Raw genomic sequence first — 14,719 nt, 5'->3', positions numbered from 1 at the left:
GAAACGCGTTGCATGGTGGAATTCAGCTAACGACATACATCCTCATAAAGCTGTTCGGCGAGCTGCTTTATGGTATTACCTTCAGGATGAGTATGCGCAAACGTTCTTAAACCATATATTCCCATCATCAGGTAATGCGCACGTACATCAGCGTTTCGATCACTGGTGATTTCCTTTTGATCAATCGCATTTTGTAAAACTTGGGTAATGGCTTGCTGCCAGTTAGCGAGGTAAAGCGTGATAATGCCACGCACTTCTTCATCTTGTTCAGCAACTTCATTCAGCGCCTTAGTTAGCAAACAAGACCGCGAGACATCACAGCTCTGGCATTCTAAAACGATATTATCCAGGTAGGCTTTAAGCTCAACAAGTACTGGTCTCTGACCCGAAAATATCCCCGTGAACTCAGTATTTCTATCCTCACGGTACTGGCCTAATGCGGCTAATAGCAGGCCACGTTTATTTTCGAATGCACAATAGATAGACCCAGGGTGTAAACCAGTGGCCCGTTTCAGATCTTGCATGCTGGTCTTGCCGTAACCTTTATCCATAAAAGAGGTCATAGCAGATCTCAGTACTTTCTCTCTATCAAATTCTGCAATTCGCATGGCTAATAATAACTCTTGTTAGGACTCTGTATATCTGAGTCAGATAGTGTAACTGAAGTCCATTGTAATCAATTTTGAACGTTTATTCAAAATAGTTCTTGAATGATCATTCAAATAAGCATATCTTGAACGCTCATTCAACATCTTCATACCATTAAGCAGAGAGCGCTATGACAGCTAACTTATTTCAAACTTATGTACTTAATAAGACTTTATCTTTAAAAAATCGCATTCTCATGGCACCTCTGACTCGTTGTATGGCTGATGATGAATTAGTACCAACTCAAGCAATGGCTGACTACTATGGTCGTCGAGGTGAAGCGGGTTTAATCATTTCAGAAGCAGTGACTATACGTCCTGATGGTCAAGGTATCCCTAACACCCCAGGTATATTTACACCGGCACAAATTGACGGTTGGAAAACAGTCACTGACGCCGTACATCAAAACGGTGGTAAAATTTTTGCGCAACTTTGGCACACTGGTCGTGTTGCACATCCACATTTTTATCAAGCAACGGGGAATCCAGATGTAATCGCACCTTCTGCTGTGGGTGTTGAAGGTACAGTACCAAGAATGCGCGAGCTAACTTATCAAACACCAAAAGCGGCATCAGTTGAAGAGATTGCTCAGTTAGTCAGTGATTATTCTCAAGCTGCGGCTAACGCAATTGACGCCGGTTTTGATGGTGTTGAAATTCACGGTGCTAACGGTTATTTAATTGACCAATTCTTACATCATGACAGTAACCACCGCAGTGACGAATATGGTCAGACGCCAGAAAACATGTCACGTTTCGCGCTCGAAGTTGTTGATGCCATTGTTGAGCGCATCGGCAATGAAAGAACAGCACTACGTGTATCACCGGGTGCATACTTCAATATGGCTGGTGATAGCCGCGACCGTGATGTATTCGATTATCTAATCCCAGCACTAGAAAAACGTGATTTAGCGTTCCTACATATTGGTGTTTTCGATGATGCGATGGAGTTTGATTATTTAGGTGGTCGCGCTTCAAGTTATGTACGCAGTATTTATAACAAAACCTTGGTCGGTGTGGGTAGCTTTACCGCTGAAGCCGGGAGCCAAGCCATTGCCGATGATAAATTTGATTTGCTGGCGATTGGCCGACCATTTATTGCCAATCCTGATTATGTTGAACGTGTTCGAGATGGTAAAGACTTAGTTGAATATTCAGATGAGATGTTGACGAGTCTAGTTTAACGATTAACTCGTTTCATCATTACATAGTATTGGTCGTCAACAGCGATAAAAAATAGGGTTAGCATTGTGCTAGCCCTTTTTGTTACATCCAATACCGGGAGTCGTAGTGTCACCCTCTTCTTGATATAACTTTTGTATCAACGCATCATCCAAAAAATTAGCTTAACAGCGCTCTTAACTGATTTAACATCAAGCTTTTAAACCATTTGTGGGCACTATTATTTCTATTTCTTTCATGCTGAATTAAAAACAAATCAACATGATATTCAACTTCATTTTCAAATGAATATATAGGGAGCAACTGCGACGAAGATTGAAAATAATCAACATGAAGATTAGATCCAAACAGTAAGGCATCTGAAGAACCCGCTACGTCGAGTAATATTTGCGTTTGGCTACTTCTCAATACTGGCTTTTTAAACCTTTGCGACAACTCGAGTAATTTGTGAATTGGAGAAGTGAAAGCATTAGTCTGGCTCTCTTCTACATTCATACTTATAAAAGGATACGACAACAGCGATGCCATTGTTGTTACGTCACCATCAAAAAGCGGATGCTCTTTACGCGCATACACGATCGGATAAATATGGCCAAGATGTTCAGAGAAATATTTGGGATGGCTCTCGCGCGCATAATGCATCGCAAAATCAAGCTCGCCAGCATCAAGCAGTGGGAATGGGTTCGACTTTACATTCGCTTCTGTTACCGAGACCGTCGGTGCAACCTTCATTACCTCACCGATTAAGCGTGGCATTAAAAAAGATGAGATATAAGTAGGCACTGACAAGTTGAACTGAGCGTCACATTCAAAAGGATCAAATTCTTTAGGTATTAATAAACGGTGGAGATCATTTAAAAGTGGCGCAATAAGCAGTTCTAATTCAGATGCTTTGGGTGTGGGAGAAATACCGTTAGATGTTCTTATAAATAGTTCGTCATCAAACATGTCGCGAAGCTTAGCAAGTGTGCGGCTCATCGCCGATTGGGAAACACACATTTGCTCTGCTGCGCGTGAAACATTACGCTCCTTTAATAACACATTAAGAGACACTATTAAGTTAAGATCAATTCTCGATAATTCAAACTCGATACTGTTTTTCATAGTCTGTTTTTCATTTCATATTTTTCATTTCAGGGTTTGATTACAAGTGTGACCCACTTCTAACTGCATGAACTACGCTGTAAATCATTGCCATATTAATATTTATCTAACACTAACATGGCATATATCCGACTTACTAAATTAGGATTATTTTGTCACAGTAGGGAGTACACGCAGCTCACCAGAACGTACTTTATCACTTGGCATATAATGACGAACACCCAGGTTGAAAACGCCGGATTCATTCGCAGTTTCGATATTATTTATCGCTTTTTCACCACAACCAAATGAAACAGTGTAACTGCCGTCTGTGTTTTGTGTGGCTGTGTGTGAATTCACATTGGCGATGTCATTAAACATAAAGCCTGCTTTGTCATAAACAGTGATAGACCAAAATGCTTTATTCTTTGGATCATCAAAGTTAGCCGTGTAACAAGTGTCCGCAGGGTAATTTCCTGATACTTCATATACGTTGTCTTTTGTCTGCGCACCACCCCAACCTATCGCGGCACCAACTTGATATTTTTCTTCTGTAAAATCAGCACTGCTACTATCTGTTGGATCGGTAAACATACCGTATAACGCAGTAGCACCATCCCGTGTATTAATCGTTGGCATTTTCGCTTTTAACGCATTCTCAACAGTTTCAATTGCGTCGAAATCAAACGTATCCGCAGTAAAAGGCACAGATGAACCCGCGTCTATTTTCATCTCATTTTGAATAGCTGTAACTTGCGCTTTATTTAGACGTGAATCGAGGCGGACCACCAAATATACATAGTCACCTTTGTGTGTTGTGACTTCGAACGTACCAGCGCCATATGTCATCGCTTGTATTCTGTGATCTTCGGTTACTGGTTGCACCGAAACATACATACCTTCCGGTATTGCAGGGATAGTATATGTCGCACCTTTAGATACATTAACAACTGCCATTGAATAATAAGTATCGCGGTTCATCCGCACCACTGGTTGATTGTCGGTCGGCGTCAGCATATTTCTATGTTGAAATTGGTTAATGCCACCAGCATTGTCTTGCGCTATCACCATTTGGCGATGGGTTTCGGCTGTTGGATAGTTTGCTTCTGTTATAGGCATTAACGTTTGCGGATTAGCATTTACCATTACTGGTGAAGCAATTAAAATACTGAGTGTAATTTTAGTTAGTATTGATTTCATATTAGCTCTCATATAATGAATGGTTAAACCTGAACTGGTATGCCAACCACTTTATTCCAAACCACATTATCCATCCAATGACTTATATTAATATCATGATATGCACTAGTTGGGTAATACAGTGTTAAATATGTCTCGTTCGACATTATAATTTTTGCTTTATAAGAAAAAGAAGAAGAAAATAGAACATAGAAAAGCCGACAGTTACATCGGCAATATGGATAATGGAACGTGAAGATAAGTTTATGACGTTGTAAACGCTTGTAATTGTTCCATCGATGTTTCGCTAACAACAACACCGTCGATATAATACGTCACTAACTGCCCTTGTTTAACGCCTGTTAATACCGCTTTATCACCATTACTGTAGGTGATATCCATCTTTAAAGTATTATCGTCCACTTGCGTCATCACGCCAGTTTCAATAATACGTAGATTAGCAATTGGTTTGATTGGCGCTTCTTTCAATGATGGGTCTAAGTCGTCATTTATTTTAAATGTAGCATCTACTTTAGTATCAAATATGTGTGGTTTACCATTAAGTGGGTTTGTACCAGTCCAGAATCCAAGTGAATTAAAGATCAAGTAATCAACTGCGACCGAAATCCCATAAACAGGGGCCATTAAGATATTCAAACCGCCTCGAGCATAGCGATTATCAACTACTTCGACATTAAATTGCATTACCTTCGCTGTTACCGCGTTACTGCCGACGCAACCAGTGATACCGGTAAGAGCGGAAGCCACAGCCGTCGCGATGATGATTTTTTTATATTTGTTATGCATTATCATTCCCTAATAATTAACGATTGCTATAAATCCAAGTATTTCATGCTATAAATTAATGCTAAATATTTTCAAAGGACTCTTATATTTATGTACACTTTAGCTAAAAGGGCAATAACTAATGACTAAAGTGCAATAACTAAAGGCTTATGACTGTTATTTATCTAAAAACATACGCTTACCAGCCATCTACAACGCGACATCCTTAATCTTAGCGTGAGAATGGCTATTATTCATGTTCAGTTCATTTGACCTTGATAAACTCGGCACATAATAATTGAGAGAGATATTTTATGAAAACTAGCTTTAAACTTACGCTCTGTGTACTACTCGGTATATCCACCAATGCATTAGCCTCTGATTGCAGTGCGTTAAAAGCATGTGATAAAAAGATTTGTGAAATCAATAACCAATTGTCGATGGCTAAATCTGATAACAACCAATATAAGATTGATGGATTAAATAAAGCGTTAAAATATACTACTGAATATTGCACTATTGACGGTTTACGTGATGATATACAAGATAAAATAGATGATGCGATGGAAGATATTGAAGACTATCAATCAGATCTCAACGAAGCAAAATCAGACAATAAAATGGATAAAGTTGACAAATATCAACGTAAAATAGAACAAAAAAATGAAAAAATATCGATGCTTAAACTTGAATTAGCTGACTTAAATTAGAACAGAGTAGAATAGCTATTTTAATGTCTAACAAGGTGCCCTCAATCAATTTAGGGCACCTCTAATGTCAACTCAATATCAATTCCATGTCAGTTCATCACTAAAGCTATATTTTAAAAGAACCCACGTGTTGATCCAAAGTGTATGCAAGTTCGGTTAAATTTCGACTCGTGACTTCGAGTTCCTTACTTGCCGCAGCGCCTTCGACGATTGAATGATTCACAGTATCCATATTTATATTAATTTCATTAGAGACACTAGACTGCTCTTCGGTCGCCGTCGCAACTTGCGTATTCAAATCAAGAATAGCGATAACTTGATTCGATATTCTAGTCAGTGCTTCTTGCGCTTCTTCGGTAGCCTTTGAACCTTCAACCGTTAAAGACTTACTACAACTCATCGCGTCCACTGCGCTTTTTGATTCACGCTGCAGTTGATCAATCATATTCTGAATTTCACCTGTAGATTGAGCGGTTTTAGTCGCCAAATTTCTCACTTCATCAGCGACAACTGCAAAACCTCTTCCAGCTTCACCAGCACGGGCAGCTTCAATGGCCGCATTTAAAGCAAGCAGATTAGTTTGTTCTGAAATACCATTAATCACTTCCAGTATCGAGCCTATCGATTGCGTTCTTTCAGCTAAAGAAGTGATAACGAGAGAGGTACTGTTTATTTCTTCAGATAGGTTACGGATTGTGCCAGCAGCCTCTTGTAATACATTATTACCCTCCTGAGTTTCATCATTCACATTTTTGGCCGCGTCAGCTGCGCCCGATGCATTGGAAGATATCTCATTGATGGTTGCGATCATTTCATTCATCGAGGTGACAACCAATAAAGATTGTTCACTTTGCATTTCACCTCGAGATAAAGACCGTAATGCTTGGTTTCTAACGTCTGTTGCTGAATGACCTAACTCCAAGCCAGTTTTAACTACCTGCGTGATAATTTCATTAATGTTTCCAGCAAAGGCATTAAAAGCTTTAGAGATATGAGCAATTTCATCATCCCCTTTTATCGGCAGTCTTACGGTTAAATCGCCATCACCTTTAGATATATCTTCCAACGCCAGCTGTAGGCTTGAAAGCGGTTTGAAAAGACGATCCATTAACCAAATAAGCACACATATACAAATAAGGAATATACCTGAGATGGCAATTAACTGAGTGATGAGAATATCTGATGCCGCTTCACTTACTTCAGTAATCGGAATACCAATATCGACAGTACCGTATAGCTCACCATTAACATAGATCGGCGACATAATGTCGTAAACCCATACTTTTTGTATATCGGCATACCATTTTGAATGTTGTGAAACACCTTGGCTTGCGCCTGCTACGCTATAACTGTCATCATAAACTTTATTGATTTTTTCTTTATCACTGTGCGCAATCGCTTTAACATCTTTATTAATAACAATCGCATAGGAAATATCTGGACGCACTTTCAGAGCGGTAACTAATTCTTGTAGATCGATAATAGGTTGTGATGATTTCTCGAGCACATATTCAACATTTGTAGCAAGTAAAGAAGCTTGTTCTTGAGATTTTTTTAGAATGATTTTATCTATTTCTTTATGAGAAATATATGAAGTTGACACTATGCTCGTTATAGCAGCAATCACAAACATTGCGAATACGACTATTAGTATGATTTTTTTCATTATTTACGTCCCTGATGTTGTTAATAATCCCTTTAACTAATGAAGGAAGGAATTAATTAATTAATTAAAAATAGTATAACTTTCACACCCGTATCCGAAAAGACATTAGAGTTCAATTTAAGATCTGCGATGTTATTATTCGCTAATAAATACAAAATCATGAATAAATGTAATGACAATATGTCATATTACTGTGATTTATTCTAAACGAAATATTTTATATCTTTTTAGTCAGATACAATCACCTTAGAGTCGTAAATATTTAACGTTGTGGGATAGTTATTGAAATGGCATGTGTGATCAGTATTTTCAAAAGTAATAATTTGGCGTATGTAAGCAAATTACAAAACGATGATACTAAAAAAGAAAAACTAACATCATTCCACAAGTTCGCAATGGACTCAAGCGGTGTATACAGAGAACACTTCGACATGATGCTCAGTGACATTACTGACGTTGATAATGTTGACGTTGATAGTATTTACTTTGACGGTGAAAACGTAGCTCCGCAGATAGTCGAAGAAATAATTAAACAAACGTTAAAATCTGCAGGCTTCATCGTTTTATAACGGTCGATTACGATCCATTACTACACGCTAACTCCAAATCTATCCAAGTATAGTGACCTTCACTATTCAGTTCGCCGGTTTTAATATCAATAGCGTCTGAAAACAGTGGACTATCAAATACAAAGGTATGGAACTCACCATTCTCACCACAAGGATCGATGCCTTCAGGTAGACTGGCAATAAAAGCCTCATCAAAGACTTTACCAACATAATCCGCAGATAAACGGCGAGGATCGACACAAGTCACTATCGCTTTCTGACCGCCAACCAGCATATCATTGGCCAGCTGTTGCGTATCTAACTTCCACAGCGGGAAGATTGCGTTAATACCAGTGCCAACCAGATTATTAACACGGTAGTTTTTGATATCCGCTAAAAACAGATCGCCATACGCAAAGTTCACTACCTCACGCTGTTTCGCCTGTCCAACAAACGCATCCATTATCGCTTCATATTCAATGTTGCTACACGGATACGGAATTTCGATAATATCCAAGGGTAAGTTCATAGCAGCAGCTTGGCGCTGTAACAACTCAATACGCACAGAGTGAACCGCGGTACGTTGATACTGCGCATTCACCGAGCAAAAGATACCGACGATCTCGATGGTTGGATCTTGCGCCAATTGCAGACACGTCCAGGCCGCGTCTTTGCCGGTACTCCATGAAACTAATGTTTTTTGCTTTTTCATATTTTAAGTATCCAGTACTTCACGCTTATTTATAAGCACAATGACGACAATTATTACCACAACAGCGCGCACGCTTTAAATGATACCACTCGCTAAAAACATAACGGCCATTTTCGATAGTAAAATCGATGTTCTCGACTAACTCGGTTTGATGACGATACGGTTCAGCCAATGCAAGGCGCGCTTTAGGCGAACCTGCAGCATTAAGCTGAGTCATAATTTCAGCACCAATAGCCTTGGCTAAACACGCTTTACACAAACAATCACTTAAAGTGCCCAATGGCATGATCGCGGGTAAATCTTGACACCAACAGCCGCCCTGCTCGCTTGCTTCAGCCACACCACAACCAAACTCGGCTTGGCATTCTGAACATTGCTTCGCCACTGGCGCAGTGATGTTCAATGAAACTGGCTCTGCATTTTCTTCGATATTTACAATTTTGTCATCAACGCCTGATTTCGTCATACTTTCAATTTCCACGTTATACATGCTCATTTTCGTTTGCGAACTGCTGTTGCCATGCTTCGATAATAGCAACAAGTTGATCTAAACCGTCAGTTAAGGCAGCTGGACCCGGTTGTAATATATTTGCTGATTTAACTTCAAATAATTGCTTGTTTTGTACTGCGCTGATCGCATCCCACCCATCTCGGGCTGCAACCTGTTCAGGCTTAAACTTACGTCCACACCATGAACCAATGATGATGTCAGGATTCGCATCGACCACGATAATGGGATCGGCAATAATGCGGTTCTTCGCTAATGACTCTTTGGCCAGTTCAGGGAAACACTCGTCTCCCCCTGCGATCTCAATCAGTTCTGACACCCATTGAATGCCCGACATTAATGGATCGTTCCACAATTCAAAATATACTTTAGGACGTTTATTATATTTTGCGGCATTGAGCTTGATGCGCATTATCTTGCTTTCAATATCATCCAACCAAATAGCGGCTTTTTCACTCGCGCCAACCAGACTTGCTAACATCATGATCATGTTAAATACTTCATCAACAGAACGCTGATTAAAGATATGCACAGCAATACCCTGCTTGATTAATGCACCAGCGATATCCGCTTGGATGTCAGAAAAGCCCAGCACTAGGTCAGGTTTTAAATCGAGGATCTTATCTATCTTGGCTGACGTAAATGCAGACACTTTAGGATGCGCTTGTCGCGCGTGCGGAGGACGAACAGTAAAACCTGAAATACCAGCGATACGAGACTCTTCGCCCAGTATATACAACATTTCTGTGGTTTCTTCTGTTAAGCAAACAATCCGTTTCGGGTAGTAGTCCTTCATTTTATTTAATCCGTCACTTGGCTCTAATAGCGGCAGTATATCTTGTTTATAACAAAGTGAAAACCCAGTAATCATAGGGTTATAGCTACCTTTAATTACTGGGTTTTGTTCATATAACTTAATATTTATTTATGTATCTTTATGCCTCAGCGGCAATGCGCCGATTACAGCCCCATCACATAACCAAATGCGATAAAGCCAGCAACCACTGCCATAATCGGTAATTTCAATGTGCGAAGCGCAAAGAAACCAACAATCACCGCCGCCATGTCAATCGGATTAACAATCGCAGAAGTAAATACCGGACTGTAAAGCGCAGACATAAGCAAACCAACAACCGCGGCATTAATGCCCCATACTGCGCCAGCTACTTTCGGTTTAGCCGCTAACGACTCCCACGCACCATGGAAACCTAATACCAGTAAAAAACCCGGTAAGAAGATAGCAACAGTGGCAATCAATGCCCCCATTAATGGTGAGTTAACCAATAAATCAGCGCCTAAGAATGCAGACAATGAGAACATCGGACCCGGTACCGCTTGTGCTGCGGCATAACCCATTAAGAAACGGTCAGTATCAATCGCATCACCTAATGCTTGTTGCAACATAGGTAATACCACATGACCGCCACCAAACACTAAACTACCCGACAGGAAGAAGTCAGCAAAGATAGTTAACCACGCCGGTGAATTTGTTAATAACGGCAGACCCGCAAACAACACCGCGAAAATAACGAGCGGTAAGTAATTCACACCACCTTTTACAATCGCAACAGCCGTCGTTTCAGCTGGTTTTTTAAGTTGCATACCCACTATTGCCGCAACAACCAGCACCAACATTTGAGTTAATAAACTCGGCACGAGTAATAGAACAGCCGCAGTCACAACACAAATTGTCACTGTCGTACGTTCTTTACAAAAGCCTTTGTACATATTCAGGGTTGCATCAGCAACCACCACAACCGCTAACAATTTCAGTCCATGGGTAATACTCACTAACCATGCTGCGTCTTGTGTTGCGTTGGTCGTTGCTAAAATATACAGCAATAACACCGAAGGGAATGTGAATGCGATAAAGGCAGTGAAACCACCGATAACACCGGCGCGACGTAAACCGATTGCAAAACCGATCTGACTTGAACCTGGTCCAGGTAAAAACTGGCTTAATGAAATTAACCTTGCATAGCTTTCGCTATCTATCCATTTTAGTTTTTGAACGAATGTTTTCTCGAAATAACCGATATGTGCAGCCGGGCCACCAAAACTGATCCACCCCAATGTAAAAAACTGCCAAAATACTTCTAAAACTTGCTTCATTACTTTGCCTTTTATAGCTGTTATGCGATACCAATTTCGCGTCACTATTGTATTTCAGTTTTGTGACAGTTATATGACAAAGGCTAAGGTTTGCAGCAAGTTATATCGTAAAAACCACTTATCTTGGTCTCTTTTAAAACAAGTAACTTAATAGTGAGATAATTAACGTTATATCAAGAGCCTGAAACAGATCAATATACCAAAACGGTTACGCTCATATCGACTCGCTGTATACATGATACAAATGTTAACCAAAAGATCTTATGTGACGCAATGTCGTGAATTGTAAACAAATGAAAACATCCTTTCAATCCAGAACAATATAACAAAGAATACCTCAAAAGTGGCAAGTCCAATTATAAGTTAATCATAGCAGCCTACTTAACAATACCAATATATAGCACTTCGTTAACGCGAAGCGTTAATTTTCTACATTCAAAAATCGGGATTATCAATGAGAAATAAGAAAATTCTAGCGATTACAATAGCAAGCGTGCTTGGGTTAACAGCCTGCGGAAATGATAAAACAGATCTAAGTAACAATACCGATGACATCATTAAAGATTCTCTTAATCGTCAATCAAGTATCGCGTTTGATTTAATATCTTCAGAACAAATGGTATCGAGACCCACTTACTTATTGATGGATAGCTCAGATGGTACGTTAAACATTCCCCTTAACGTTGACGATGATCCTACCGACCGAAATAACCCCGCGGTAGCGATGGGCGATACCGATGGCTGGAGTCCAACACAATCTTTCGTCATTGAACTTAGTTTACCGACTGACGTTACACTAACAACAGATACTGCATTATTAGAGTCTGCCATTAAGATTGTTCGGGTCAAAGTATCAAGCACCAAAGTATTTAGCATCGAAGATCCATCTGTAGATGTGTTAATAGCTGGTGTCGATTATAGCGTAATGTCAGACGGCACATCATTAACGGTATTACCGCTTAACGGCAGTCTGGAACATGGCAGTGACTATATCTATGCCATAACAGATACACTCGTCGATAGCTCTGGTGACCAACTCGGCATGTCAAACAACTATGCGTCATTGAAAAATACCCAGATAGCTCAAACTGGTAACGTTTTTGAAATACCACAGAAAGTAGTCTGGCAGGTCGAAGGCTTGATGCATAGTTACGGTATCGCCAATTATGAAAACATTATTTATTCAAGTTGGTTTACGACATCTTCTGCTGGTGAAGCGCTTTATTTTACAAAATTAGCTACAGCCTTAACCCTGCAATCAATCAATAACGATGCAACGGCAAATAAGATATGGCCTTTAGAAGATGATTCACTTCTGCCTAACAGTGCGAATCCAAATAATTTAGATTTAACAGGCTTATATAACCCTATGACATCAGAGCTAACGTCGGAAACCCCTGCGTCAGCCATGCTAAAATCAACCGGCGTTAAGGTTCACAAAGGTAAAATTAAGCTTCCTTCATTTCTAGAACGTGATCTAGCCGATGACAAATGGAAGAGTACACCATGGCAAAGTGCGACGCCAAGTTTGGCTATCATTACTCACGTATTAAATTCGGGCTCTGACGCCGAAAAATTAGAACTCGGCAGACAGTTAGATGCAGCAGGGATTGATCCTGAGAATATTTCGAAGCAGGCGGAGCAACTAAAGCTTGTAGGTAAATCGTTCACGCTTAATGGCAAGCCACTTGATAGCGAGCGTTTAATAACTAAATACAGTCCCCTGCCACAAGTGAAATCAGTTGAAGATGTTAATTTCTTATTAATCACCCCAGAATTTGATAAAGCTGGAGTCGAAGTAACGGCTGAAAACCCAGTTCCTGTGGTTATTTATCAACACGGTATTACTTCTGTTAAAGAAAATATCCTAGCCTCTGTCGAAGCGCTTACTAAGGGCTATGCAATACTAGCTATTGATTTACCACTACATGGTGAACGTGCGCTTGAAGATGGTACTGTAACAACCTCAGCTACTGCAGACGTATTCCTGAACTTTGAATATCTAGCTGTTGGTCGTGATAACATGCGCCAAGCTGTTGCTGATCTACTCGGTTTACGTGCAGGTATCGCGATGATCGGTTCGGCACAGAAAGCCAACTCACCAAGCATAGAAGATACAGCATTTGCTGTTCTCGATACAAAACATGTCAGTTTCTTCGGGCACTCACTTGGCGCGATAACAGGCATTAGTTTACAAGCAACAATTGATCGCCCTATGCGAGGTAATGATAGCTTCGCCATTGATAAAGCAGTATTTGCCAATCCAGGCGGTAGTATTCCATACTTACTGCTCAATTCAGCAGTCTTTGGCGGTACGCTTAAGCATAGCTTAATGATGGGAGCAAGTACTGAGTACCAAGCCTTTGCACGTAAGTCATGCCGTATTATCGAAATGGGCTGTTTCAACAAATACTACAAGGAGGCGGCAGATACGCCTGGAGCTCAAGCAACAATCGACAAGACATTCAAAAGCTTTGCAATTGCAGCTCAAACGGTTCTTGAAACTGTTGACCCATTTTCGCTTGCTCGAAATATCGATGCGTTAACGCCAATTTACCTCGCTCAGGTTAAAAGCGATATGGTCATCCCCAATATTGTAACGACTAACACAGGGGAAAACACAGATAATAAAAATGCAGCGCCTTTTTCACCGATTGCCGGTACAACACCACTAATCAAACAACTTGGTCTGGATAATATTGGTACTGACAATACTACAATCAAGAAAGTGGCGTTAATCAACGTCGGTGAACATAGCTCTGCAATTGCCTATAACTGGAAGACACCAGGTGCAGATAAAATGGCAACAGATGAATTACAAATCCAAATTTCAAGCTTCTTAGCTGGTGACGGTAGAATGATGACAATTGAAAATAATACCCTACTTGATTAACCCAATAATCAAACAATAAAATGAGTACTTACTCATAACAAACCAAGGTTTAGTTTTAAACCTTGGTTTCTAGATAATGAACCCTATTTAAAGACTAACACGTTAAATATGCCAAAGCGGATATTGCTGTATGTCGAAGATAAAATACTTAGCTTGGAATATAACGGCTTTCATCAGGATCAGGTTCATAACTCAGCGCCATTCTAGCGACAATATCAGCGGGTACATTATGGGTGCTGGTGAACTGACCACAGCAATGAATAATGTGTGGCGTGACGTCATAACAAGCGGCAATATCTAACAGTGCGGTTAGTTCCCACAGCTTAATAGTGGTGTTGCTAACAATCACTGATTTACCTTGGCTTAATGCGTTACGTATATTCAGCTGGCAGAATGCGTGAGCCTGTTTGATTTTACGTCCGTCATAGCAATACTGACCGTGCTTGTTAATGAAATAATGATCCGCTTCACAGTGAACAGCATCCGGTATTGATTGCATGTAATGTGTAGCGAGCGTCGATTTCCCCGAACCAGGGATCCCACGGATGATAAGCAAACAAGGTAAAGCTGGTATGAGGGGTAATGATGCTGGCATAAGAGGCTGCTATAACGACTAGAAAAGTATGAGGCGTATAAGTATAAGGCTTCATACTTTGCATGCAATATAATTAGTACTTAACGGGTTAAAACGTC

Annotated in this window: 14 protein-coding genes; 4 read left to right on the top strand and 10 right to left on the bottom strand. The window is 40.2% G+C overall.

All coding sequences use genetic code 11. The features are described from left to right. Positions 1-26 precede the first annotated feature (26 nt). A complete protein-coding gene (locus tag A923_RS0101395) occupies positions 27-608 on the bottom strand; it encodes a TetR/AcrR family transcriptional regulator (RefSeq protein ID WP_026006005.1) in 582 nt (193 codons plus the stop codon). 170 nt (positions 609-778) lie between these two features. Here A923_RS0101395 and A923_RS0101390 point away from each other — a divergent pair, with 170 nt between their 5' ends. Beyond that, positions 779-1,831, top strand: coding sequence for an alkene reductase (locus tag A923_RS0101390; protein WP_017219848.1), 1,053 nt, complete (start codon positions 779-781; stop codon positions 1,829-1,831). 157 nt (positions 1,832-1,988) lie between these two features. Here A923_RS0101390 and A923_RS0101385 read toward each other — a convergent pair whose 3' ends face one another. The 3 genes from A923_RS0101385 to A923_RS0101375 all read right to left on the bottom strand — a co-directional run bounded on the left by A923_RS0101385 (position 1,989) and on the right by A923_RS0101375 (position 4,898). Beyond that, positions 1,989-2,933 carry a LysR family transcriptional regulator gene (locus tag A923_RS0101385; RefSeq protein WP_017219847.1) on the bottom strand — a complete coding sequence of 315 codons (945 nt, stop codon included), beginning with the start codon at positions 2,931-2,933 and terminating at the stop codon, positions 1,989-1,991. Between the two features lie 147 nt (positions 2,934-3,080). Next, positions 3,081-4,112: a DUF1214 domain-containing protein gene (locus A923_RS0101380; RefSeq protein WP_017219846.1), complete on the bottom strand. Its 1,032-nt coding sequence runs from the start codon at positions 4,110-4,112 to the stop codon at positions 3,081-3,083. Positions 4,113-4,355: 243 nt separating this feature from the next. Further along, a complete protein-coding gene (locus A923_RS0101375; protein ID WP_017219845.1) occupies positions 4,356-4,898 on the bottom strand; it encodes a DUF3332 family protein in 543 nt (180 codons plus the stop codon). A gap of 293 nt (positions 4,899-5,191) precedes the next feature. On the opposite strand from A923_RS0101375, the gene A923_RS0101370 reads away from it, so the two are divergent. Then, positions 5,192-5,587, top strand: a complete 396-nt coding sequence (locus A923_RS0101370) for a DUF1090 domain-containing protein (RefSeq protein WP_017219844.1) — start codon at positions 5,192-5,194, stop codon at positions 5,585-5,587. A 106-nt stretch (positions 5,588-5,693) separates the two neighbouring features. Here the strand turns inward: A923_RS0101370 and A923_RS0101365 are convergent, their stop codons facing one another. Beyond that, positions 5,694-7,253 (bottom strand): methyl-accepting chemotaxis protein, encoded by a 1,560-nt coding sequence (locus A923_RS0101365; RefSeq protein WP_017219843.1) that lies wholly within the window; start codon positions 7,251-7,253, stop codon positions 5,694-5,696. Between the two features lie 287 nt (positions 7,254-7,540). On the opposite strand from A923_RS0101365, the gene A923_RS0101360 reads away from it, so the two are divergent. Further along, entirely contained in the window at positions 7,541-7,822 is a 282-nt protein-coding gene (locus A923_RS0101360) for a hypothetical protein (RefSeq protein ID WP_017219842.1), read from the top strand. Between the two features lie 7 nt (positions 7,823-7,829). Here the strand turns inward: A923_RS0101360 and A923_RS0101355 are convergent, their stop codons facing one another. From A923_RS0101355 to chrA, 4 genes are all read right to left on the bottom strand, one after another. Then, complete coding sequence (locus A923_RS0101355) at positions 7,830-8,513, bottom strand: Dph6-related ATP pyrophosphatase (protein ID WP_017219841.1); 684 nt, start codon at positions 8,511-8,513, stop codon at positions 7,830-7,832. A gap of 25 nt (positions 8,514-8,538) precedes the next feature. Then, a complete protein-coding gene (locus A923_RS0101350; protein WP_237716152.1) occupies positions 8,539-8,979 on the bottom strand; it encodes a DUF5522 domain-containing protein in 441 nt (146 codons plus the stop codon). Positions 8,980-8,995: 16 nt separating this feature from the next. Further along, positions 8,996-9,892: a cobalamin-binding protein gene (locus A923_RS0101345; RefSeq protein WP_017219839.1), complete on the bottom strand. Its 897-nt coding sequence runs from the start codon at positions 9,890-9,892 to the stop codon at positions 8,996-8,998. A gap of 89 nt (positions 9,893-9,981) precedes the next feature. Continuing rightward, complete coding sequence (gene chrA, locus A923_RS0101340; protein WP_017219838.1) at positions 9,982-11,133, bottom strand: chromate efflux transporter; 1,152 nt, start codon at positions 11,131-11,133, stop codon at positions 9,982-9,984. 454 nt (positions 11,134-11,587) lie between these two features. Here chrA and A923_RS0101335 point away from each other — a divergent pair, with 454 nt between their 5' ends. After that, a complete protein-coding gene (locus tag A923_RS0101335; RefSeq protein ID WP_017219837.1) occupies positions 11,588-14,026 on the top strand; it encodes a VolA/Pla-1 family phospholipase in 2,439 nt (812 codons plus the stop codon). Between the two features lie 148 nt (positions 14,027-14,174). On the opposite strand, the gene A923_RS21900 is transcribed toward A923_RS0101335, so the two are convergent. Continuing rightward, positions 14,175-14,621, bottom strand: a complete 447-nt coding sequence (locus A923_RS21900) for an AAA family ATPase (protein WP_017219836.1) — start codon at positions 14,619-14,621, stop codon at positions 14,175-14,177. Positions 14,622-14,719: the final 98 nt, after the last annotated feature.

It is taken from the genome of Moritella dasanensis ArB 0140 (assembly GCF_000276805.1).
In the GTDB taxonomy this organism is placed as follows: domain Bacteria; phylum Pseudomonadota; class Gammaproteobacteria; order Enterobacterales; family Moritellaceae; genus Moritella; species Moritella dasanensis.
The sequence above is the reverse complement of the archived record's forward strand: the minus strand, read 5'-3'. Positions and strand labels throughout refer to the sequence as shown.

Bases quoted from the DNA above. Each gene is read 5' to 3' on its own strand.
- A923_RS0101395 (WP_026006005.1), bottom strand. From the start codon at position 608: ATGCGAATTGCAGAATTTGATAGAGAGAAAGTACTGAGATCTGCTATG.
- A923_RS0101390 (WP_017219848.1), top strand. From the start codon at position 779: ATGACAGCTAACTTATTTCAAACTTATGTACTTAATAAGACTTTATCT.
- A923_RS0101385 (WP_017219847.1), bottom strand. From the start codon at position 2,933: ATGAAAAACAGTATCGAGTTTGAATTATCGAGAATTGATCTTAACTTA.
- A923_RS0101380 (WP_017219846.1), bottom strand. From the start codon at position 4,112: ATGAAATCAATACTAACTAAAATTACACTCAGTATTTTAATTGCTTCA.
- A923_RS0101375 (WP_017219845.1), bottom strand. From the start codon at position 4,898: ATGCATAACAAATATAAAAAAATCATCATCGCGACGGCTGTGGCTTCC.
- A923_RS0101370 (WP_017219844.1), top strand. From the start codon at position 5,192: ATGAAAACTAGCTTTAAACTTACGCTCTGTGTACTACTCGGTATATCC.
- A923_RS0101365 (WP_017219843.1), bottom strand. From the start codon at position 7,253: ATGAAAAAAATCATACTAATAGTCGTATTCGCAATGTTTGTGATTGCT.
- A923_RS0101360 (WP_017219842.1), top strand. From the start codon at position 7,541: ATGGCATGTGTGATCAGTATTTTCAAAAGTAATAATTTGGCGTATGTA.
- A923_RS0101355 (WP_017219841.1), bottom strand. From the start codon at position 8,513: ATGAAAAAGCAAAAAACATTAGTTTCATGGAGTACCGGCAAAGACGCG.
- A923_RS0101350 (WP_237716152.1), bottom strand. From the start codon at position 8,979: ATGACGAAATCAGGCGTTGATGACAAAATTGTAAATATCGAAGAAAAT.
- A923_RS0101345 (WP_017219839.1), bottom strand. From the start codon at position 9,892: ATGATTACTGGGTTTTCACTTTGTTATAAACAAGATATACTGCCGCTA.
- chrA (WP_017219838.1), bottom strand. From the start codon at position 11,133: ATGAAGCAAGTTTTAGAAGTATTTTGGCAGTTTTTTACATTGGGGTGG.
- A923_RS0101335 (WP_017219837.1), top strand. From the start codon at position 11,588: ATGAGAAATAAGAAAATTCTAGCGATTACAATAGCAAGCGTGCTTGGG.
- A923_RS21900 (WP_017219836.1), bottom strand. From the start codon at position 14,621: ATGCCAGCATCATTACCCCTCATACCAGCTTTACCTTGTTTGCTTATC.